Origin of the sequence: Thalassobius vesicularis (assembly GCF_004799325.1) — a bacterium.
In the GTDB taxonomy this organism is placed as follows: Bacteria; Pseudomonadota; Alphaproteobacteria; order Rhodobacterales; family Rhodobacteraceae; genus Thalassobius; species Thalassobius vesicularis.
Genome location: NZ_SSMD01000004.1, coordinates 108,462 through 131,032, shown reverse-complemented (window position 1 = coordinate 131,032; position 22,571 = coordinate 108,462). Strand labels below are relative to the sequence as shown.

The window sequence follows — 22,571 nt, the reverse complement described above, 5'->3', positions numbered from 1 at the left end:
ACCAGATCACCCAGTCGTCTCTTCGGTGCCGATAAAAAGGGTGCACAGTCTGCTTGTCAATCGTTTTGTGAAATTCTATTCTGCACAGCGAACAAACACCAGAGGGAGGGGTGTGATGGTCGAGGAAACTACGGAGCAGTCCGGCTTCCGTTCCGAAATCGCGGATTGGATCACCGCGAATTGCCCAAGCTCGCTGCGTAGCGAGGTGATGGACGAAAATTTGATCGTCTGGGGCGGCAAAAATTGGAAATTCAAGCGACAGGACCAGAAGGACTGGATGGAGGCGGCGATTGCCCGCGGCATGACCGCGCCCCGGTGGCCGGTCGAATATGGCGGTGCCGGGCTAAGCCGTTCTCAGGAAAAGATTTTCCGCGAAGAAATGGCCCGCCTTGAGGCCCCCACCCCGCTGGAAAGCTTTGGCTTGTGGATGCTGGGGCCGGCCCTGCTGGAATTCGGTACACACGAACAGAAATCGCTGTTCCTGCCCCCGATCACCCGCGGCGAAATCCGCTGGTGCCAGGGCTATTCCGAACCCGGCGCGGGCAGCGATCTGGCGAATGTCCAGACCAAAGCCGAGGACATGGGCGACCACTGGCTGGTGAATGGCCAAAAAATCTGGACCTCCTACGCCGATCAGGCCGACTGGATTTTCGCACTGGTCCGCACCGACCGCGATGCGCCCAAGCACAAGGGGATCAGCTTCATGCTGATCGACATGCGCAGCGCCGGCGTGACCACCAAGCCGATCCGGCTGATCTCTGGTAAGTCCCCTTTCTGCGAAACTTTTTTCGACAACGTGAAGGTGCCCAAGTCCTATGGCGAGGGGATTTCCTCGATCGTCGGAGAGGTGAACCGCGGCTGGGATGTGGCCAAGCACTTGCTGACCCACGAACGCGAAATGATCGGCGGCGGCGCGCGCGGCCTCCTCGGCGGTCGTTCTCTGGGCGACTTCCTGTCCTCGCTGGACGACAATATCCTGGCCGATCCGGTCATCCGCACCCAAGCGATGGAACTGGAAATCGACAGTCTGGCCTTTGCCATGACGATGGAACGCTACAAGGATCAGGCCCAGTCCGGGCGCGGAGTCGGAAATGCTTCGGCCATGCTGAAGTATTGCGGCACCGAGATTAACAAACGCCGGTACGAGCTTTTGATGTCCGCAGCGGGCAGCGAAGGCGTGGAATGGGACGGCCCGCACGGTGCGCTTGCGCCCGAATGGTTGCGCACCAAGGCGAACTCGATCGAGGGCGGCACGAGCGAGGTGATGCTGGACATCATCTCCAAGCGTGTTCTGGAACTCCCCGGTAAATAAGGAAAATTTCGATGACCAGCCTTCTGGAAACCGAAGACGAAACCATGCTGCGCGACGCCGCGCGCGGGTTTCTGACCGAAGCCTCGCCGGTGCGGGCGCTTCGAGAAAACCGCGATCAATCACGGGCTTACGACCCCGGCCTGTGGCGCGAAATGGCGCAGATGGGGTGGACCGGCGTTCTGATCGGTGAAGATCAGGGCGGAGCCGACATGGGCCACCGTGCCGCCGGCATCCTGGCCGAGGAAATGGGCACGACCCTAGCCGCGAGCCCCTTCATCTCGACCGCCGTCATGGCCGCGACCGCACTGCGGAACGCCGCCTCGGACCGGCTGTCGCAGATCGCCGAAGGGGGCGTGACCTATGCGCTTGCCGTCGATGAGGGCGCCAAGCACAACCCGGCGCAAACCTCTGTGAGCGCAGAGAAATCCGGCAACGCCTATCTTATTTCTGGGGTGAAGACCTTTGTGGCGGATGGCCGATCGGCGGATCGTATCCTGCTGCTGGCGCGCACCGCTGGCAGCGCAGGTGAAACCGCAGGTCTGACCGTTTTCGACATCGACGCGACCCGTGCGGGCATCACCCGTGACGCCAAGCCGACCGTCGATTCGCGCGACCACGCCCGCATCACGCTGGACAATGTCGAGGCCACCGGTGCCGACATTCTGGGCACGCTGGACGACGGCATGACCCTGATCGCCCGCGCGCTGGAAGCCGGACAGGCCGCCCTTGCGGCCGAGCTGTCGGGTGTTGCTGGCGGGGCCTATGCGATGACGGTTAACTACTTGAAAGAGCGCAAGCAATTCGATCGCACCATCGGTAGCTTCCAGGCATTGCAACACCGCGCCGCACATCTGTGGAGCGAGATCGAAGTCACCTCCTCTGCCATCATCAACGCCGGTCGTGTGCTGGATACTTCGCCCAAGGAGGCCTCGCTGGCCGTCTCTCTGGCCAAGGCGCGCGCAACCGCAACGGCGAAACTGGCCGTGTCCGAGGGCGTCCAGATGCACGGCGGCATCGGCATGACCGACGAATACGACATCGGGTTCTACATGAAACGTGCCCGCGTCGGGGCCGAATGGCTGGGCGACTACGGCTATCACGCGGCGCGGGTCGCGCAGGCACGGGGGTTCTGACCATGATGACTCCGGCAGAACTATATGATCTGACAGGGAAAACCGCGTTGGTGACCGGCGGGGCCACCGGCATCGGCCGCATGGCCGCCGAAGGGCTGGTCGCCGCGGGTGCCCGTGTTCTGATCGCCAGCCGCAAGGCCGATGCGTGCGAGGCCGTCGCGGCCGAGCTGAACAGCATGGGCTATCCCGGCCATGCCGAAGGTTTCGGCGGGGATGTGGCGACCGAGGACGGCATTGGCGCCTTGGTGGCCGAGGTGACCAAGCGCACCGACACCCTGCACATCCTGATGAACAACGCGGGCCGCACTTGGGGTGCGCCCTTGGGCCAGCACCCCTACGGTGCCTGGGACAAACTGCTGAGCCTGAACGTCACCGGCATGTTCCACCTGACGCAAAGCCTGCTGCCGCTGATGCTGAAGGCCAGCACGCCGAACGATCCGGCGCGCATCATCAACGTCGGCTCGGTGATGGGGGACATTCCGAAAGGGACGGCGACCTATTCCTACGCCGTGTCCAAGGGCGCTGTGCACCACATGACCCGCGTTTTGTCCAATGACCTGGCTCCGCAAGGGATCACCGTCAACGCCATCGCGCCCGGCCCGTTCGTCTCGAAAATGACCGCCTTCGCCATCGGCACCGAAGAAGGCCAGAAAAAATCCGCCGAAGGCGTGCCGCTGGGCCGCGTCGGCCGCCCCGAGGATATCGCAGGCACCCTGCAATTCCTGTGCGGCAAGGGCGGAGCCTACATCTCGGGCGCCATCATTCCGCTGTCGGGGGGGATGCAATCCAACGCCCCGGGCAGCCTGTTCAACGAGGATTTGTAAGCATGACCAAGACCTTGACCCGCGCGGCCTTTGAGGCGCTAGAGGGCCAGCCCATCGGCACCTCTGACTGGATGACTGTCAGCCAGGGCCAGATCGACACCTTCGCCGACTGCACCCATGACCACCAGTTTATCCACATCGACCCCGAGCGCGCCGCGCAGACGCCCTTTGGCTCGACCATCGCGCATGGGTTCCTGACGCTGTCGCTGCTGTCGGCGATGGCCTACCAGATGCCGGGGATCGACGGCACGGTGATGGCGGTGAACTACGGCTTCAACAAGGTGCGCTTTGTCTCGCCGGTAAAGGTAGGCGCGCGCATCCGGGGGCATTTCACCCTGCAGAAATTCGAGGAAATCCGCCCCGGCGAGATTCAGACAACAATCGCCGTCACGGTCGAGATCGAAGGCCAGGACAAGCCCGCGCTGGTCGCGGAATGGCTGGGCCGCCGCTATTTCGGAGGGAAATGAATGAGCGAAGTACGTTTTGACGGCCGCGTGGCCATCGTCACCGGCGCGGGCGTCGGTCTGGGCCGCAGCCACGCGCTGGGTCTGGCCGCACGTGGCGCCAAGGTCGTCGTGAACGATCTGGGCGTGGCGACGGACGGCACCGGCAGCAGCTCGGCCGCCGCGCGCGCCGTGGTCGAGGAAATCCGCGCCGCCGGTGGCAAGGCCATCGCCAACGGTGCCAACGTCGCTGACGCGGCGCAGGTTCAGGCGATGGTGGACGAGGCGATTGCCGAGTTCGGCCATGTCGACATCCTGGTCAACAACGCGGGCATCCTGCGCGACAAGACCTTTGCCAAGATGACGCTGGACGACTTCAAGATGGTCGTCGACGTGCACCTGATGGGCACCGTCAACTGCACCCATGCCCTGTGGCGCCACATGCTGGAGCGTGAATACGGGCGCATCGTGCTGACGACCTCGTCCTCGGGTCTGTACGGCAACTTTGGTCAGTCGAACTATGGTGCGGCCAAGGCATCGATGCTGGGCTTCATGAACGTGCTGCACCACGAAGGCAGCCGCAAGAACGTGCGCATCAACATGCTGGCCCCCACCGCCACCACCCGCATGACCGAGGAACTGTTCCCCGCCGCGGTCAAAGACTTGCTGAAGCCGGAAACCATCACCCCCGGCCTGCTGGCGCTGGTGTCCGAGGACGCCCCCAGCCGCATGATCCTGGGCGCGGGTGGCGGCTGCTTTGCCGAAACCAAGATCTACGAAACCCAAGGCGTGGCCCTGATGGGCGATGACCTGTCCCCCGAGGGCGTCCTGGCCAACCTGGACACCATCCGCAGCGAAGACGGCCAGACCCTGATGGCGGGCGCCTTCGATCAGACCAACAAATACATCAAGATGGCCGCCGAGCTGCGCGGCATCCCCCTGGAAGCAAAGGAATAATCCATGCGTGACGCAGTAATCGTCTCGACCGCGCGCACCCCGATCGGCAAGGCCTATCGCGGTGCATTCAATAACACCTCGGCGCAGGAACTGATCGGCCACGCGGTGAAAAACGCCGTGTCGCGCGCCGGTCTGGAAGGGCACGAGATCAGCGATTGCGTGATCGGCTCGGCCATCCAGCAGGGCTCGACTGGGGGCAACATTGGCCGTCAGGCCGTGATCCGCGCGGGCCTGCCCGTCACCATCGCAGGCATGTCGATGGACCGTCAGTGCGCCTCGGGCATGATGGCGATCGCGACGGCGGCCAAGCAGGTGATCCATGACGGCATGGATGTCTGCATCGGCGGCGGCGTGGAATCCATCAGCCTGGTGCAGAACCAGAAGATGCGCACCGACTGGCTGGCCGATCCGTGGACCAAGCAGAACAAACCGTCGCTGTACATGTCGATGCTGGAAACCGCTGAAATCGTGGCCGACCGCTACAACGTGTCCCGCGAAGATCAGGACGCCTACGCCCTGCAATCGCAGCAGCGCACCGCCGCCGCACAGGACGCGGGCAAGTTCGATGACGAGATCGTGGCCCTGACCACCCAGATGGGCGTCATGGACAAGGAAACCAAAGAGGTTTCGTTCAAAGAGGTGACGCTGGCCAAGGACGAAGGCAACCGCCCCTCGACCACGCTGGAAAACCTGCAATCGCTGGCCCCGGTCTTCAAGGACGGGCAGGCCGTAAAAGAGGGCAAGTTCATCACCGCCGGCAACGCCAGCCAGCTGTCTGACGGCGCCTCGGCCTCGGTCATCATGGAAGCGAAAGAGGCCGAAAAACGCGGTCTGCAACCGCTGGGTCGCTATGTCGGCGTGATGGCTGCCGGTCTGGAACCCGACGAGATGGGCATCGGCCCGATCTATGCGGTGCCGAAACTGCTGGCCGCACACGGGCTGAAGATGGACGACATCGGCCTGTGGGAGCTGAACGAGGCGTTCGCCTGCCAGGTCCTGCACTCGGCCCGCGTTCTGGGCATCCCGAACGAGATCCTGAACGTGAACGGGGGTGCAATCTCGGTCGGCCATCCTTACGGTATGTCTGGCGCCCGCATGGTCGGGCACGCACTGATCGAGGGCAAGCGCCGCGGTGCCAAATACGTCGTCTGCACCATGTGCGTCGGCGGCGGCATGGGCGCTGCTGGCCTGTTCGAAGTGCTGTAAACCACTGGGGGCGCGGGATTTTCCGCGCCCCACCAATCAGGAAGGCCGTGAATGCCCGAACTCTATCTGATACGTCACGCCCAGGCCTCGTTCGGCGCGGCGAATTACGATGTCCTGTCCGATCTGGGCCATGAACAATCGTACGAGCTGGGCAAGGCCCTGGCCGTTCAGGGCGTACAGCCCGACACGCTGTTCATCGGCGCCCAACGTCGTCACCGCGAAACGATGGAGGGCATCCTGAAGGGCATGGGCCGCGACCCTGAGCAGGCCGAGATTCTACCGGGCCTGAACGAATTCGACTTCAAGAACCTGCTGGACGCCCATTACCGCAGCGGCGGCGCGCCCGAAAACATGCATACCGAGCGCAAGTCGCACTTCCGCACGCTGCGCGACACCGTGCTGGCCTGGCAACGGGACGAGATCGATAACCCCCCGGAAACATGGGCACAATTCGCCGGCCGGGTCGAGGCTGCGCGGCAATCCATCACCGCCAGCAAGGGCCAGGTGATCGTCGCCGTCAGCTCGGGCGGGGCGATCGGGCAGATGATCGCGGCGGCGCTGCAGGCGCCCTCGGAACAGCAGATCAAACTGCAATTGCAGATGAAAAACTGCGCCGTGAACCGCTTTGTTTTCTCTGACCGCAGCTTCTACCTGCACGGTTTCAACGAGACCCCCCACATCACCGCGGCCAATGCCGACCCCCTGCTGACCTATAGCTGAGGACATGACATGAGCGACCCGACCAAACTGGATACCGATGCCGTCGCAGCCTATCTGAGCACCCATCTGGACGGGTTCGCCGGCCCGCTGGAGGCCGAGAAGTTCAATGTCGGCCAGTCCAACCCGACGTTCCGGCTGATCACCCCGTCGCGGCGCTATGTCCTGCGGCGCAAACCCCCTGGGGTCTTGCTGAAATCCGCCCATGCGGTGGACCGCGAATTCCGGGTCCAAAGCGCGCTGCAGGGCACCGATGTGCCCGTCCCGCGCATGTTTCTGCTGTGCGAGGATGACAGCGTGATCGGCTCGGCCTTTTACGTCATGGAAGAGGTCGTCGGCCGCCATTTCGATGACCCCCGCATGAACGAGCTGTCCCGCGACGAACGCCGCCCCATTCAGGACGAGATGAACCGCGTTCTGGCTGCGATCCACAACGTGGATCTGGCCGCCGTCGGCCTGACGGATTACGGCCCCGAGGGCAACTATTACCGCCGCCAGATCGACCGCTGGACCAAGCAATATCGCGCCTCCGAGACCGAAAACATCCCGGCGATGGAGGAACTGATCGCCTGGCTGGACGCCAATATCCCCGCCGAAGACGGCCAGCGCACGCTGGTGCATGGCGATTATCGCATCGATAACATGTTGTTCCACAAGGATAAACCGCAAGCCGCCGCCATTCTGGACTGGGAACTGTCGACCACCGGCCACCCCTATGCCGACCTGGCCGCAGTGATCATGCAGTGGATGATGCCTCCGGGTGCCGAGGGCCGTGGACTGGGCGGCGTGAACCGCGCCGAACAGGGTCTGATGAGCGATGAGGAATTCATCGCGTCCTATTGCGCGCGCCGCAACCTGCCGGGCGTGGACAAGTTCGGGTTTTACCTGGCGTTCACCTTCTTCCGCATGGCGGGCATCATCCAGGGCGTCTACAAGCGCGCGCTGGACGGCAACGCCTCGAACCCGGAACGCGCGCGGGCGCTGGGAACCTACGTGCCGACCTTTGCCCAACACGGGCTGGACGCGGCGGGGACGGTGTGATGGACGCCCGCCTGCTGGAGGACCCCTATGCGCTGCAACGCCATCTGGGGTTCGAAATTACCGAGTGGAGTCAAGACTTTGCTCGGGTTGAACAGCCCTTGCTGCCGCATCTGATGAACCGCTACGGCATCCCGCACGGCGGCGTTTACGCGACGCTGCTGGACACCGCGATGGGGTTCTGCGGCTGCTTTACAGGCGATCCTGAGACCAAGCGGCTGGCGATGACCCTGTCGATGAACGTCAACTACGAGGGCCGCGCACAGGGCACCCGGTTGATCTGCGAAGGACGTCGGACCGGCGGGGGGGCAAAGACCTTTTTCGCCGAGGCTCTGGTCACCGATGAACTGGGTACGCGGATCGCCTCGGGCACCGGCGTGTTCCGTGTTCGCGGCACCTAAGTTACTGAAAACATGCGCTGAATGGGAGTAAAGCGATGACTGAGAAAATGCACCGAGTCGTGCTGGCACGGCGTCCGCAAGGGGCGCCGGTGGACGCTGATTTCCGGTATGAAGAAGCCGCTATGCCGGTGCCGGGTGAGGGCGAAGTGCTGGTGAAAGTCAGCCACATGTCGCTGGATCCGTACATGCGCGGGCGGATGGACGACGCAAAGTCCTATGCCAAGCCGGTCGAGCTGGACCACACCATGGAAGGCGGCGCCGTGGGCGAGGTGATCGCCTCGAACCACCCGAAATATTCCGTTGGAGATCAAGTGTTTGGCATGTTCGGCTGGGCCTCGCACGGGTGCCTGAACGGGCGCGAGCTGCGCAAGCTGGACCCGCGTCTGCCGATCACCACGGCTCTGGGTGTGCTGGGGATGCCGGGGTTCACCGGCTGGTACGGGTTGATGGAATACGGCAAGCCAAAAGCGGGCGAAACGCTGGTCGTCGCAGCGGCGACGGGGCCGGTTGGCAGCATGGTCGGACAGATGGCCAAACTGCTGGGTCTGCGCGTCGTCGGCATCGCGGGTGGCGACGATAAGTGCAAGATGGCTAAGGAGAAATTCGGGTTCGACGAGTGCCTGGATCACCGCGCCTATGCCGACGCCAACGCCCTGCGCGCAGCCCTGAAAGAGGTGTGCCCGAACGGCGTGGACATCTATTTCGAGAACGTCGCGGGCAAGGTTCTGGAGGCGGTTTTGCCGCTGATGAACGTGGGCGGGCGCATCCCGCTGTGCGGCATGATCGCGTGGTATAATGCCGGCGCTTTGGGCGGCAATATGACCGGAGAAAAGGACAACCTGCCCAAGATGTGGCGGTCGATCCTGGTGAATCGTCTACATGTGCACGGCTTCATCATCTCGGACCACTTCGCCAGCTTCCCCGACTTCCTGACCGACGTCGCCCCGCGTGTCGCCGCCGGAGAGATCAAGGTGGTCGAGGACGTTGCGCAGGGCCTTGAAAACGCACCGAAAGCATTCATGAACATGCTGAACGGCGGGAATTTCGGGAAACAGATCGTCAAGATCTGACACCCCCGATTTCCTATCGAATTGTCCAATCCAGACCCCGGCCGCGCGCCGGGGTCTTTTTTCGTTAACCGGCAGAATCGTAAGATTTCGGACGAAAACCGTACAACGAAAAACCCCCGGCAGGACGTGCCTGCCGGGGGTCTCTCCCTCCTCCCAAAGGGCGTGATCAGGCGGCCTTGTAACCATCCATCACGCGAGCCAGGTGATAGTCGGTATCCCCCAGCTGAGCGTCGAGCATCACCAGACGCTTGGCGTAATGCGAAACCGGGTATTCCCAGGTCATCGCGATGCCACCGTGCATCTGGACGGCTTCTTCGGCGATCAGACGCGCGGAGCGGCCGATCAGGTTCTTGGCCATCGAGGCGTAGCGCGAGGCGTCATCGCCGCCCAGCTCGGCTGCGGCCTTGATGACGATCGAGCGCGACTGCTCGATCTCGGTCAGCATGTCGACGGCGCGGTGCTGCAGCACCTGGAATTTGCCGATGGCGATGCCGAACTGCTTGCGCTGTTTCAGGTAGTCGACGGTGATCGCGTGGGTGACATCCATCGCGCCCACGGCCTCGGCGCAGAGGGCGACGATGCCCGCGTCGATGGCGTCCTGCATCGCGGCGGTGGCGTCGGCCAGCAGCAGCGCGGCAGGGGTGTCGTCCAGCAGCAGTTCCGCCGCGCCGGCGCCGTCCATCAGGGCGTAGCCGGTGACGTTGGCGTCAGCCGCAGCGACCTTGAACAGGGCCAGTTTGCCGTTCAGTTTCGCGGCCACCAGGAAGATGTCGGCGACCTGACCACCGTAGACGGTGCTTTTGCGGCCCGACAGGGTGTAGGCGTCGCCCTTGGCGGTCGCGGTGGTGGCGATCTGGTCCAGATCGTAGGCGGCGTCCAACTCGGTGAAGGCGACAGCGTATTTCGACGCGCCGGAGAGGAGCGCATCCTGATCGGCACCCGCCGCAGTCAGCAGACGCGACGCCATCAGCGCACCCAGGATCGGCTCGGGCGTGATCTGACGGCCCAGCGCCTCGAACACGACGGAGATATCGAAACCGGTGCCACCCATGCCGCCGGCCTCTTCGGGGGCCAGGGCGTAGAGGGTGCCGAGTTCGACCAGCGCATCCCACAGCTTGGGATCGTGGTAGGGCGCGTCGTAGGCGACCTTGTTGCGGTGCTCGACGGGGTACTGATCGGCCAGGAAGCGGTTCAGCGTGTCCGCCAGCATCTGGCGGTCTTCGGTGAGGTTAAAATCCATCGGTCACAGCTCCAGCATGGTCTTGGTCAGGATGTTGCGCTGGATCTCGTTCGATCCACCGAAAATCGAGGTCTTGCGGTTGTTGAAGTACCGCGCGGCGTTGTGCGCGGTTTCGGCGGGGCCGAACATCAGGTTGCCGTCGGTGATGTAGCCGGGGAACGGAGCCGCTGCCGGGCCGAGGGCGCGACGGGCCAGATCCTTCAGCTCTTGGTGGATGACGGTGCCCTTGATCTTGAGGATCGAGGTCTCCGGTCCGGGCGCGCCTTGTTGTTGCGCCTTGAACAGCATCCGCAGGTTGGTGATTTTCATCGCTTCGAGGTCAATCTCGGCCTTGGCGATGCGCGAGGCAAAAAGCGGGTCTTCGATCAGCGGGCGGCCGTTGCGCAGGGTCTTGCGGGCGAGGGCCTTCACCTCTTCCAGCGCCTGCATCGAGAAGCCCACGCCGGCGATGCCGGTGCGTTCGTGGGTCAGCAGGTACTTGGCGATGGTCCAGCCCTTGTTTTCCTTGCCCACGAGGTTGCCATAGGGCACGCGGACGTCGGTAAAGAACACCTCGTTCACCTCATGCCCGCCTTCGATCAGCTTGATCGGGCGCACTTCGATGCCGGGGGTCTTCATGTCGACGAGGATGAAGGAGATGCCTTCTTGCTGCTTGGCCTCGGGGTCGGTGCGGCACAGGCAGAAGATCCAGTCGGCGTGCTGGCCGAGGGTCGTCCAGGTTTTCTGGCCGTTGATGACCCACTCGTCGCCGTCGCGCACGGCGCGGGTTTTGAGGCTGGCAAGGTCCGACCCGGCGCCGGGTTCGGAGTAGCCCTGGCACCACCAGTCATCGCCGTTCAGGATGCGCGGCAGGTAGTAGTCCTGCTGTTCCTTGGAGCCGAATTTCTGCAGAACCGGCCCCAGCATCGACAGGCCGAAGGGCACGATGCGCGGGGCGTAGGCGCGGCAGCATTCTTCTTCGAAGATGTGCTTTTGCACGGGGCTCCAGCCGGGGCCGCCAAATTCCTTGGGCCAGATGGTGGCCAGCCAGCCCTTGCGGTTCAGGATGGCGTGCCATTCTTCCATGATTTCCTTGGTCAGCTCGCCGCCTTCGCGGACTGCCTTCGACATATGCTCGGGCAGGTTTTCCGCCAGATAGGCGCGGACTTCATCGCGGAAGGCGATGTCTTCGGCAGAGTAGCTCAGGTCCATGTGACCCCTCCCTTACTTGTTCAGATCTGCGAATGTGCTGCCATCGGCGGCCATTTTTTCCAGCAGGGCGGGCACCTGCCAGTAATGGCTGTCTTCCTTGGCGTATTCGGTGATGCGGCGCACCAGTTCCTTGGCGCCGATCGTGTCGGCGTAATGCAGCGGGCCGCCGCGGTGACGCGGGAAGCCGTAGCCAAACAGGAACACCATATCCACGTCCAGAGGACGCTTGGCGGTGCCGTCCTCGACCACGCGGGTGGCCTCGGCAATCATGGCGGTCATGTAGCGATCCACGATGTCCTGATCGCTGAACTGCTGCGGGGTGATGCCCTTTTCGGCGCGCACGGCGTCGATGATGGTGGCCACCTCGGGGTTGGGCACGGGTGCGCCCTGACCGTAGATGTAATAGCCCTGACCCGTCTTGCGGCCGAACCAGCCGTTTTCGCAGATGCGGTCGGCGATGTCGCCGCCGTAGCGTTCGGCCGGATCACGCAGCGAGGCCATGCGCTTGCGGTTGGCCCAGCCGATATCCATGCCGGCCAGATCGCCCACCTTGTGCGGGCCCATCGCGAAACCAAAGGCCTCGAGGGCGTCGTCCACCTGCTGCGGGCTGGCGCCGTCCAGCACCAGATACGAGGCGGTTTTCAGGTAATGCGCCAGAATGCGGTTGCCGATGAAGCCGTCGCAGACCTGCGCCAGAACGCCGACCTTGCCCAGTTTCTTGGCCAGCGCAAAGCCGGTGGCCAGAGCGTCGGGCGCGGTTTTGGCGGCCTGGACGATTTCCAGCAGGCGCATAACGTGGGCCGGGCTGAAGAAGTGCAGGCCCAACACGTCCTGCGGGCGGTTGGTGCAGGCGGCGATGTCGTCCACGTTCAGGTAGGACGTGTTCGAGGCCAGAATGGCGCCGGGTTTGCAGATCGTGTCCAGACGGCCGAAGATGTCCTTCTTCACGTCCATGCTTTCGAACACGGCTTCGATGACCAGATCGACGTCGGCCAGATCGTTCATGTCCAACGACGGCTGGAGCATGGCCAGCGCGGCGTCTTTCTTGTCGGCCTTCAGCTTGCCGCGGCTGACCGCGCCTTCGAGGTTCTTGGTGATGGTCGCAACGCCGCGATCCAGACCATCCTGCGCGACTTCGATCAGGCGGACGGGGATGCCGGCCAGCAGGCACGAGGTGGCGATGCCCGACCCCATGGTGCCGCCGCCGATCACGCCGATCTTGTCCAGCGGACGGGTGTCGCCCTTGGCCTCGGGGATGTTGGACACGGCGCGCTCACCAAAGAAGGCGTGGATCATGCCGGCGCGCTGGGGCGTCTGCATCGAGTCGATGAAGGCCTGACGTTCGATCTTCAGGCCCTCGGTGCGGGGCAGGTACGAGGCGCGGATGGCCTCGACGATCTTGTGCGGCGAGAACAGGTGCGCCTGCTTGGCCTTCAGCATGGCGGCGGTGTCGTCCAGCGCCTTGTCGTCATTCGGGGTTTCCAGCGAGCAGGTGGGACGCACGGCCAGTTTGCCGTCGATCACGTCCTGCGCGGCGGCCAGTGCGACGTCGCGCGGCTCGCCATTGGTCAGGCGGTCGATCAGGCCCTTTTCCAGCGCCTCTTTCGCGCCGACCATGCGGCCCGACAGCGACATGTCCAGCGCCATCTGGATACCGGACAGACGCGGCACACGCTGGGTGCCACCGGCACCGGGCAGCAGGCCAAGGTTGATCTCGGGCAGGCCGACGCGCAGCCCTTCGATGCCGACGCGGGCATGGGCAGCCAGGCCCAGCTCCAGCCCGCCACCAAGGGCGGTGCCGTGCATGACGGCGATCACGGGAATGTCGCTGTCTTCGATGATGTTGTAGACGTCGGGCAGCGCGGGCGGCTGCGAGGGCTTGCCGAACTCGCGGATGTCAGCACCCGCAACAAAGGTGCGCCCAGCGGCGTAAATCGCGATGACCTTGGCGGAGTCCTGGTCATTGAGTTGCTGGATCGCGTCCTGAAGGCCCTGACGGACGGCCTGCCCGGTGGCGTTCACGGGCGGGTTGTCGATGCAGATCAGGGCGATGTCGCCCACGTGCTCGATCGAGATCAGGTCATTTACAGGGATACGGTCTGCCATTTCGCTTCTTTCCGTTGATTCAACAAGACAAGAGGATATGGCCGCCTCCACTGCGGGCGCGTCTCCTCTCTTGCGGGGCAAACTAGTGGTTGACCCGAGGGTCGTCAATCTGTGGAATTAGGTTTTGCTGTGCAGAAATCACAAAAGACGCAGGGTTATGGGATGATCTGGAACGCGTTCACGTCAACCAGCCCGCGATCGGTGATTTTCAGCGCGGGAATCACCGGCAGCGCAAGGAAGGCAAGCTGCAGGAAGGGTTCTTCGAGCACCACGCCAAGCGAGCGCGCGGCGGCGCGCAGCCCCACCAGTTGATCGCGCACGGATTCGAACGGGTCAAGGGACATCAGCCCCGCGACGGGCAAAGGCAGCTCGGCCAGGATCACGCCGTCACGGGCGACGACAAAGCCGCCCTCGATCTGGCCCAGACGGTTCGCGGCCAGCGCCATGTCGGCGTAATCGGTGCCGACGACGGCGATGTTGTGGTGATCGTGGCAGACGGTTCCGGCAATGGCGCCGTGTTGCAAGCCAAAGCCACGGACGAACCCGGTGGCCATGTTGCCGTTCTTGCCGTGCCGTTCGATCACGGCGATCTTGACCAGATCACGGGCGGGGTCGGGCAGCTTGTCGCCGTCGACGATGGGGATCACCTCGTGCAGGTGTTCGGTGATGATCTTGCCCTCGATGATGCCGATCACGTCGGTTTCCGTGCGGTTGCCCGCGGTGCGGAAATGGTCGGGCGTGACGGTGGGCGCGTTGACGGAATGGCGACCCACGGGCGGGATCGTGTCGCGGGCGGCAAAGGCAGCGTCGGTAACCTCGACGCCGTTGCACAGGACCAGCTGGGCGTCGCACTGTTCCAAGGAGGTCAGCGCAACGATGTCGGCGCGTTTGCCCGGCGCGATGAGGCCGCGATCTTTCAGCCCGAACGCCTCGGCCGCCGACAGGGACGCGGCGCGGTAGGCGGCCAAGGGCGGTGCGCCGAGTTCGATCGCGGTGCGGATCATGTAGTCCAGATGGCCGTATTCCGCGATGTCCAGCGGGTTGCGGTCATCCGTGCAGAGGCAGATGTAGGGAGAGTTCCGCTCCGTAATAATGGGCGCGAGGGCGTGGAGGTCTTTGGACACCGACCCCTCGCGGATCAGAACGCGCATCCCCTTGCGCAGCTTTTCGAGGGCCTCGTCGGCGGTGGTCGCCTCATGCTCCGTGCGGATGCCGGTGGCGATATAGGCGTTCAGGTCGTTGCCGGACAGCTGCGGGCAGTGGCCGTCGATGTGCTGGCCGCGGAACAGAGCGAGTTTTTCCAGCACGACCGGGTCTTTGAACAGCACGCCGGGGGAGTTCATAAATTCGGCCAGACCGATGCCCTTGGGGTGGTTCATCACCTGCGCCAGATCGGTGGCGTCGATGCGGGCACCCGCCGTCTCCATATCCGTCGAAGGCACGCACGAGGACAACTGCACCCGGATATCCATCAGCGTGTGCATCGCGGCCTGCTGGAAATAGCGGATGCCATCCAGGCCGATCACGTTGGCGATCTCGTGCGGGTCGCAGATGGCGGTGGTGATGCCACGGGGCAGGACGCAGCGGTCAAATTCAAACGGCGTGACCAGCGAGCTTTCGATATGCAGGTGCGTGTCGATGAAACCGGGGACAAGGATCAGGCCGGTCACGTCAATCTCGCGCGTGCCGGTGTAGCTGCCGCAGGTGCCGACGATGGTGCCGCCGCAGATGGCGACGTCGCCCTCCAGCAATTCGCCGGTCACCAGATCCAGCACGCGCCCGCCCTTGAGCACCAGATCGGCTGGGGTCAGGCCGCGGCCCTGGTCGATGATCTGGGACAGCTGAGTCATGGGGTGCCTCCGGGGTTTTGATCATGCTGCCACAGGTTTTCAGGGTTGGCGAGGCAAGCGCGCGCGACGTCATGGAAATATCACGGGATGATGCGGTCATATGCAGGTCTTGCAATTTGTCCGCGCTGCCCCTCAGGATGGTGGCGTAACGTGACCCGAGGTGCCCCATGTTCAAACCGCTGACCCTGCTGAGCCGCGCGCTGGCCTTTGCCGTTCCTGTCGCCTTGGGCGCACTGGCCGCCGTGAATGCCGACCAGCTGAAACAGCCCCCCGCCGGGGCGGAACGCGCGCCGCAGCCGACCGTGGTGCGGGTGGTGACGCTGGCGCCGGTGCCGGTGGTGCCGCGTGTCTCGGGGTTCGGGACGGTGGCGGCCGCGCGGGACTGGCGCGGCGTGGCCCGGATCGAGGGCGAGGTCGTGGCGACCGCGCCGGAACTGGCGAACGGGGCGCTGGCCGCCGAGGGGACGGAACTGCTGCGGCTGGACGACACCGACCTGCGGCTGACGCTGGCGCAGATCGCGGCGCAGATGGCGGCGCTGACGGTGAAGGACCAGACGCTGGGCGAAAGCCGCGCCATCGCCGAGGCCGATCTGGAGCTGTCGCGGCAGGAACTGACCCGGCAGGAAAAGCTGGTGGCCGAGGGCGTTGCGACGCAGGCCAAGCTGGAGGTGACGCGGCGGGCCGAGTTGACCGCCCGCGCCAAGCTGACCGAGGTGGACAACCAGATCGCGCTGAACGGGGCCGAGAGGGCGGTGCTGGCGGCACAGAAAGACGTGGCCGAGCGGGCGCTGGCCTTTACCGTGCTGCGCGCGCCGTATGATTTGCGGGTGGGCGAGGTCTCGGCCGAGGTCGGTCAGGTGGTGACCAAGGGCCAGGTTCTGGTGACCGGCGAAGGGGTGGAGGCCGTTGAAATCGCGGCACAGTTTCCCATCGGGCGGATTGGGCCCCTGTTGCGGGCCACGGGGGGCATGGTGACCGATCTGAAGGCGCGGGTACGGCTGCCTGCGCCCGGCCATTCGGTGGTGTGGAAGGCCAGCGTCGACCGCGTGGCCGAGGCGCTGGATGCCCGCACCCAAAGCACCGCCGTGGTGGTGCGCGTGGACGATCCGCTGGGGCAGGCCGAGGCCGGACAACGCCCGCCGCTGCGCCGGAATACTTTCGTCGAGGTGGTGCTGATGGCCCCGGAACAACAGGCGCTGATTGCGCCGGTCGATGCGGTGCGCAACGGGCGCGCGCTGGTCGTCAAGGACGGGGTGCTGGAGGTGCGCAAGGTCGCCGTGGCCTATGTGATCGGGGACGTGGCGGTGCTGAGCGACGGGCTGGCGGCGGGCGATCAGCTGGTCGTCACCGACCCCGCAATCGCGGTGCCGGGCATGGCCGTCAAACCCGCCGAGGACAAGGCGCTGACGGCGCTACTGGCCGCGCAGGCGCTGGGGCAACCCGCCAAAGGGGCCAAGAAATGATCCGCCTGTTCGCGGGCCACCCGACGGCGGCCAATATCCTGATGGTGATGTTTCTGGTGCTGGGCGCGGCCTCGGTCCCGTTGATGCAGCGGGACACGTTCCCGGTGGTGCCTCCGTCCGAGGTCGAGATCAAGGTCGCCTATCCGGGGGCCGCCCCGGCCGAGGTGGAGACCGGGATTTGCCAGGTGATCGAGGACCCGCTGCGCGCGGTCGACAACCTGTCCGAGCTGCGCTGCCTGTCGCGCGAAAACATGGCCGTCATCAGCGCCGAGATCATCGAAGGCGCGGATATGACGCGGTTTTTCAATGACCTGAAGGCGGCTGCCGATGGCGTGACCGGCCTGCCCGACCGCGCCGATGATCCGGTGTCGCGGATCGTCGAGCGGGTGGCGAATGTCGCCTCGGTCGCGGTCACCGGGCCCGAGGATCCGGCGGTGCTGCTGGCCTATGCGGATGCGTTCGCGGAAACGCTGCGGGGCGATCCGAAGATCAGCCAGGTCGAAATCAGCGGCTTTTCCGACCGGGAAATCGCGGTGGAGTTCGACCCCGCGGCGCTGGAACGGCATGGGCTGAGCATCGCGGATGTCGCCTCGGTTCTGGCGCGGGACAGTCTGGACATGCCGGCGGGCGTGCTGGAGGGGCGGCAGGCCGAAGCCTCGATCCGGTTCCTGGGGCAGAAACGCAGCGCGGCAGAGCTGGCGGCAGTGCCGTTGCGCGGATCAAGCGCAGGGGCCGAGGTGCGGCTGGGCGACGTGGCCACGATCACCGAGGGTTTCGCAGACCCCGCGCAGGCCGCCTATTACAACGGTCAACGCGCAGCCATCGTGCAGGTCAACAAGACCGCGAGCGAGGACGCGCTGACCGTCAAGGCGGCGCTGGACCGGCAAGTCGCGGATGCGCCAAGGCCGGGGAATATCGCACTGGCGATCTCGCAGGATTCGACCTCGAACATCGCCGACAGGCTGCGGATCATCTATGAAAACGGGCTTCAGGGCCTGATCCTGGTGCTGGTGGTGATGTGGGCGTTCTTCGGGCTGCGGGTCAGTTTCTGGGTGGCGATGGGGCTGCCGGTGTCGTTTCTGGGCACGCTGTTCGGGATGCAGATGCTGGGGCTGAGCATCAACATGATGACGATGGTCGCGCTGCTGGTCGCCATCGGGCTGCTGATGGACGACGCCATCGTGATCTCGGAAAACATCGTGCGACGCCGGCGCGAGGGCGAAGGCCCGCTGGAGGCCGCCGTCAACGGCGCGCGACAGGTGGCGCCGGGGGTGGTGTCTTCGTTCCTGACGACGGTGATGGTGGTCGGGCCACTGGGCTACATGAGCGGGGCCATCGGCGACATCCTGAAATTCATCCCGATCGTGCTGGTGATGACGCTGGTCGTCAGCTTGGTCGAGGCGTTCCTGATCCTGCCCAACCACCTGCATCATTCGCTGGGCTCGACCGAGGTGGGCGCGGCCAGCCGGGCGGTGAACCGGGGCTTTGACTGGCTGCGCGACCGCGTTGTCGTGCCGTTTTCCGGGCTGACCCTGCGCCATCGCTATCTGACTTTGGGCGTGGCCGTGGGGCTGGTGCTGCTGTCGGCGGCACCCTACACGGGCGGGTTCATCAAGTACCAAAGCTTTCCGTCTTTGGAGAGTGACACGGTCGAGGCGCGGCTGCTGCTGGTGCAGGGCTCGCCGCTGGAGCGGACAGAGCAGCGGGTGGCCAAGGTCGTCAAGGCGCTGGAGGCGTTGAACGCGGATCTGACGCCGCAGCAGCCCGAGGGGCAGGCCTTGGTGCAAAGCTATACGGTAACGTATAGTCTGAACGCCGACACGCCCGAGACGGGGCCGCATATGGCGACGATCAGTGCGAAACTGCTGCCCGCTGGCACGCGCCGCGCCGAGGTGACGGACATTCTGGACCGCTGGAAAAAGGCGACGGGGCCGATGCCGGACATGGCCGCGATCCGGTTCACGGATAAGGAACGCGGGGCCGGTGGCAAGCCCATCGACCTGCTGGTGCAAGGCAGTGATCTGGACGCGCTGCGCGACACGGCCAAGGAATTGCGCAAGTTTTTCAGGGGCTTCGACGGGGTGCGGGACGTGACCTTTGACCTGCAACCGGGCAAGCCCGAGTTCATCGTGCGGATGCGGCCCGGTGCCTCGGCCTTGGGGATTTCGGCCAGCGAGGTCGCGGCGCAGCTGCGGGCGGCGTTCAAGGGCGACACCGCGCTGGAGGTGCGGGACGGCATCGGCGCGCTGGACATCGTGGCGCGGCTGAGCCCCGGACATCGCGCGACCGAGCAGGACATCACCGGCCTGATGCTGCGCGGCAGCGACGGCGGGCTGGTGCCGCTGACGGCGGTCGCGGATGTGACCCTTGGGCGGGGCTATGCGCTGATCAACCGGGTGGACGGGGTGCGCTCGGTCTCGGTGCAGGGGGCGATCAACCCGGCGGTGGCGAACGCGGCCGAGCTGATGGCCGCGCTGAAATCCGACTACCTGCCGCAACTGGCGCAGAAACGCCCCGAGGTGCGGGTGCAGATTCTGGGCGAGGCAAAGGACACCGCGACCACGGGCGCGTCGCTGGCGCGGAACATGGCGATCGGGCTGATCGGGGTGTTCCTGATCCTGTCGTTCCAGTTCCGCAGCTTTGTGCAGCCGCTGATCGTGGTCTTCACCATCCCGCTGAGCGTGATCGGCGTGGTCTGGGGGCACATGGCGCTAGGGCTGCAGATCAGCCTGCCCAGCCTTGTCGGGCTGGCGACGCTGGCGGGGGTGGTCGTGAACGACTCGATCCTGCTGGTGGAGTTCATGAAGGCGCGGCTGGCCGACGGGCAAGAGATGCTGAGTGCCGCGCAGGACGCGGTGCGCGACAGGTTCCGGGCGATTTTCCTGACCTCGCTGACCACGGTCGTGGGGCTGGGTCCGCTGCTGTTGGAACAAAGCACGCAGGCGCAATTCCTGCGGCCCATCGTGGCCAGCCTGGCCTTTGGGCTGACGGGGGCAACGCTGATGGCGCTGTTCGTGATCCCGGCGACAATGGCGGTGCTGCACGATCTGCGGATCGTGCGCGTTACCCCGGAATGAAAACAGGGCCCCGCGGGGCCCTGTTCGATCAGAAGTCCAGGTTCTCGACGCTGAGGGCGTTCTGCTGGATGAATTCGCGCCGGGGTTCGACGATATCGCCCATGAGCTTGGTAAAGATGTCGTCCGCCTCGACCACGTCGTCCACGCGGACTTGCAGCAGGGTGCGCGCCTCGGGGTCCAGCGTGGTTTCCCACAGCTGATCGGGGTTCATCTCGCCCAGACCCTTGTAGCGTTGCAGGGTCAGACCCTTTTCGCCCTCGCGCAGGATGGCGTTCAGCAGGTCGAGCGGCCCCATGATCAGCTGGCTGCGATCCTTGCGGACCAGCGTGGCGGGGGTGTCGTAGACCTCTTGCAGGGACTGGGTAAAGCTGCCGGTTTTGCGCGCCTCGCCCGAGCGGAGCATCGGGCCATCCAGGGTGCGGACTTCCTCGACCCCGCGCAGGATGCGGGCCAGGCGGATGCCGTGATCCTGCGTGATGCGGCCCGACCAGCCACGTTCGTATTCCAGCGCGATCACGTCCAGACGCTTGGCGACCTTGTCGGCCACGCCTTGCAGGTCGGCATCGACGGCACCGGGCACAAAGGCCCCGGCAATCGCGGCCTGTTCCAGAATGTGGCGCGGGTAATGGGTCGGGAAGGCGTCCAGCACGCGTTTCAGCTGGCGGGCTTCCTCGACCACGCGCTTCAGGTCGGCGCCGGCCATTTCCATGCCCGAGCCAAGACGCAGGATGGCGTCCTGGGTGCCTTGCTCGATCAGGTAGTCGTCCAGCGCGGCCTGGTCCTTGAGGTAAACCTCGGACTTGCCACGGGCGACTTTGTAAAGCGGCGGCTGCGCGATATACAGATAGCCGCCCTCGATCAGCTCGGGCATCTGGCGGTAGAAGAAGGTCAGCAGCAGAGTACGGATGTGCGCGCCGTCGACGTCAGCATCGGTCATGATGACGATCTTGTGGTAGCGCAGCTTGTTGATGTTGAACTCGTCCCGGCCGATGCCGGTGCCAAGCGCCATCACGAGGTTGCCGATTTCCTGGCTACCCAGCATCCGGTCAAAGCGCGCGCGTTCCACGTTCAGGATCTTGCCGCGCAGGGGCAGGATGGCCTGAGTGCGGCGGTCGCGGCCCGTCTGGGCAGAGCCACCGGCCGAGTCACCCTCGACCAGGAAAACTTCGGTCTTGGAGGGGTCTTTTTCCGAGCAATCCTTGAGCTTGCCAGCCAGGAAGTTCACGTCCATCGCCGTCTTGCGGCGGGTCAGTTCGCGGGCCTTGCGAGCGGCCTCGCGCGCCAGCGCGGCCTCGACGATCTTGCCGACGATCATCTTGGCTTCGTTGGGGTTTTCCTCGAACCACTCGGACAGCTTTTCGTTCATCAGGTTCTCGACCGCCGGGCGGACCTCGGACGAAACCAGCTTGTCCTTGGTCTGGGACGAGAACTTGGGATCGGGCACCTTGACGGACAGCACGCAGGTCAGGCCCTCGCGGGCGTCATCGCCGGTGAAGTTGATCTTTTCCTTCTTCGCAATGCCGGATTCGGTGGCATAGCGGGTCAGCGTGCGGGTCAGCGCGCCGCGGAAACCGGCCAGGTGCGTGCCGCCATCGCGCTGCGGGATGTTGTTGGTGAAGGGCAGCACGTTTTCGTGGTAGCTGTCGTTCCACCACATCGCCACCTCGACGCCGATGCCGTCGCGTTCGCCCTGAACGAAGATCGGTTCGGACATCAGCGGGTGCTTGGAGCGGTCAAGGTATTTGACGAATTCCTTGACGCCGCCTTCGTAGAACAGCTCGGTCTTCAGCGGAACGGCGGGGCGCAGGTCTTCGAGGATGATGCGCACACCCGAGTTCAGGAAGGCCAGTTCGCGCAGGCGTTTTTCCAGCGTTTCGAACGAATATTCGAGGTTCGAGAAGGTCTGCGTGGAGGCGAGGAAGCGCACCTCGGTGCCCTTTTCGCCCACGGCGTCGCCGACCACGCGCAGGTGCTCGGTGGTTTCGCCGTGTTCGAACTTGGCAAAGTGTTCCTTGCCGTTGCGCCAGACGCGCAGCTCCAGCCAGACGGAGAGGGCGTTCACGACCGACACGCCGACGCCGTGCAGACCGCCCGACACCTTGTAGGAGTTGCTGTCGAACTTACCGCCGGCGTGCAGCTGGGTCATGATGACCTCGGCGGCGGAAACGCCTTCTTCCTCGTGGATGTCCACGGGAATGCCACGGCCATTGTCGCGCACCGAAACCGAGTTGTCGGCATGGATCACCACGCGGACGAAATCGGCATGACCGGCCAGCGCCTCGTCGATGCCGTTATCCACGACCTCGTAGACCATGTGATGCAGACCCGAGCCGTCATCGGTATCCCCGATATACATGCCCGGCCGTTTGCGCACGGCCTCTAAGCCTTTGAGAACCTTGATCGAATCCGCGCCGTATTCCTGCGCGGTCTGCTGCGTCTCAGACATGCAGCCCCACCTTCTGTTTCCTTGCGGAGTATATACGAAACCTTGCGGGGCTTGTCACGTGCAAGCCCCAGATTTTGTAACGGCAGGGTGACGCCGG

General features: G+C 64.6%; 17 protein-coding genes. 12 read left to right on the top strand and 5 right to left on the bottom strand.

The features are described 5' to 3' along the window. Positions 1 to 115: 115 nt before the first annotated feature. The 10 genes from E7681_RS09580 to E7681_RS09535 are packed head-to-tail and all read left to right on the top strand — an operon-like array spanning position 116 to position 9,101. Entirely contained in the window at positions 116 to 1,312 is a 1,197-nt protein-coding gene (locus E7681_RS09580; protein WP_136339067.1) for an acyl-CoA dehydrogenase family protein, read from the top strand. Between the two features lie 11 nt (positions 1,313 to 1,323). Further along, positions 1,324 to 2,445: an acyl-CoA dehydrogenase family protein gene (locus E7681_RS09575; RefSeq protein ID WP_211089784.1), complete on the top strand. Its 1,122-nt coding sequence runs from the start codon at positions 1,324 to 1,326 to the stop codon at positions 2,443 to 2,445. Positions 2,446 to 2,450: 5 nt separating this feature from the next. Beyond that, positions 2,451 to 3,269, top strand: coding sequence for an SDR family NAD(P)-dependent oxidoreductase (locus E7681_RS09570; protein WP_136339344.1), 819 nt, complete (start codon positions 2,451 to 2,453; stop codon positions 3,267 to 3,269). A 2-nt stretch (positions 3,270 to 3,271) separates the two neighbouring features. Beyond that, positions 3,272 to 3,736, top strand: a complete 465-nt coding sequence (locus E7681_RS09565; protein WP_136339066.1) for a MaoC family dehydratase — start codon at positions 3,272 to 3,274, stop codon at positions 3,734 to 3,736. Beyond that, positions 3,737 to 4,669, top strand: a complete 933-nt coding sequence (locus tag E7681_RS09560; RefSeq protein WP_136339065.1) for an SDR family NAD(P)-dependent oxidoreductase — start codon at positions 3,737 to 3,739, stop codon at positions 4,667 to 4,669. 3 nt (positions 4,670 to 4,672) lie between these two features. Beyond that, entirely contained in the window at positions 4,673 to 5,875 is a 1,203-nt protein-coding gene (locus tag E7681_RS09555; protein ID WP_136339064.1) for an acetyl-CoA C-acyltransferase, read from the top strand. 51 nt (positions 5,876 to 5,926) lie between these two features. Beyond that, a complete protein-coding gene (locus tag E7681_RS09550; protein WP_136339063.1) occupies positions 5,927 to 6,595 on the top strand; it encodes a histidine phosphatase family protein in 669 nt (222 codons plus the stop codon). Positions 6,596 to 6,604: 9 nt separating this feature from the next. Continuing rightward, positions 6,605 to 7,633, top strand: a complete 1,029-nt coding sequence (locus E7681_RS09545; RefSeq protein WP_136339062.1) for a phosphotransferase family protein — start codon at positions 6,605 to 6,607, stop codon at positions 7,631 to 7,633. After that, entirely contained in the window at positions 7,633 to 8,031 is a 399-nt protein-coding gene (locus tag E7681_RS09540; RefSeq protein ID WP_136339343.1) for a PaaI family thioesterase, read from the top strand. Before E7681_RS09545 ends, E7681_RS09540 begins: the two co-directional genes overlap by 1 nt. 35 nt (positions 8,032 to 8,066) lie before the next feature. Next, entirely contained in the window at positions 8,067 to 9,101 is a 1,035-nt protein-coding gene (locus E7681_RS09535) for an NADP-dependent oxidoreductase (protein ID WP_136339061.1), read from the top strand. Positions 9,102 to 9,267: 166 nt separating this feature from the next. Here E7681_RS09535 and E7681_RS09530 read toward each other — a convergent pair whose 3' ends face one another. From E7681_RS09530 to ade, 4 genes are all read right to left on the bottom strand, one after another. Continuing rightward, positions 9,268 to 10,341 carry an acyl-CoA dehydrogenase family protein gene (locus tag E7681_RS09530; protein ID WP_136339060.1) on the bottom strand — a complete coding sequence of 358 codons (1,074 nt, stop codon included), beginning with the start codon at positions 10,339 to 10,341 and terminating at the stop codon, positions 9,268 to 9,270. 3 nt (positions 10,342 to 10,344) lie between these two features. Beyond that, positions 10,345 to 11,532 (bottom strand): acyl-CoA dehydrogenase family protein, encoded by a 1,188-nt coding sequence (locus E7681_RS09525; protein WP_136339059.1) that lies wholly within the window; start codon positions 11,530 to 11,532, stop codon positions 10,345 to 10,347. Positions 11,533 to 11,544: 12 nt separating this feature from the next. Beyond that, entirely contained in the window at positions 11,545 to 13,638 is a 2,094-nt protein-coding gene (locus E7681_RS09520) for a 3-hydroxyacyl-CoA dehydrogenase NAD-binding domain-containing protein (RefSeq protein WP_136339058.1), read from the bottom strand. Positions 13,639 to 13,793: 155 nt separating this feature from the next. Beyond that, positions 13,794 to 15,488, bottom strand: coding sequence for an adenine deaminase (gene ade, locus E7681_RS09515; RefSeq protein ID WP_136339057.1), 1,695 nt, complete (start codon positions 15,486 to 15,488; stop codon positions 13,794 to 13,796). A 167-nt stretch (positions 15,489 to 15,655) separates the two neighbouring features. Between ade and E7681_RS09510 the strand changes: the two genes are divergently transcribed. After that, positions 15,656 to 16,951, top strand: coding sequence for an efflux RND transporter periplasmic adaptor subunit (locus E7681_RS09510; RefSeq protein WP_136339056.1), 1,296 nt, complete (start codon positions 15,656 to 15,658; stop codon positions 16,949 to 16,951). Next, complete coding sequence (locus tag E7681_RS09505) at positions 16,948 to 20,028, top strand: efflux RND transporter permease subunit (protein ID WP_136339055.1); 3,081 nt, start codon at positions 16,948 to 16,950, stop codon at positions 20,026 to 20,028. Before E7681_RS09510 ends, E7681_RS09505 begins: the two co-directional genes overlap by 4 nt. A gap of 28 nt (positions 20,029 to 20,056) precedes the next feature. On the opposite strand, the gene gyrB is transcribed toward E7681_RS09505, so the two are convergent. Then, positions 20,057 to 22,474 (bottom strand): DNA topoisomerase (ATP-hydrolyzing) subunit B, encoded by a 2,418-nt coding sequence (gene gyrB, locus E7681_RS09500; protein WP_136339054.1) that lies wholly within the window; start codon positions 22,472 to 22,474, stop codon positions 20,057 to 20,059. Between the last annotated feature and the right edge of the window lie 97 nt (positions 22,475 to 22,571).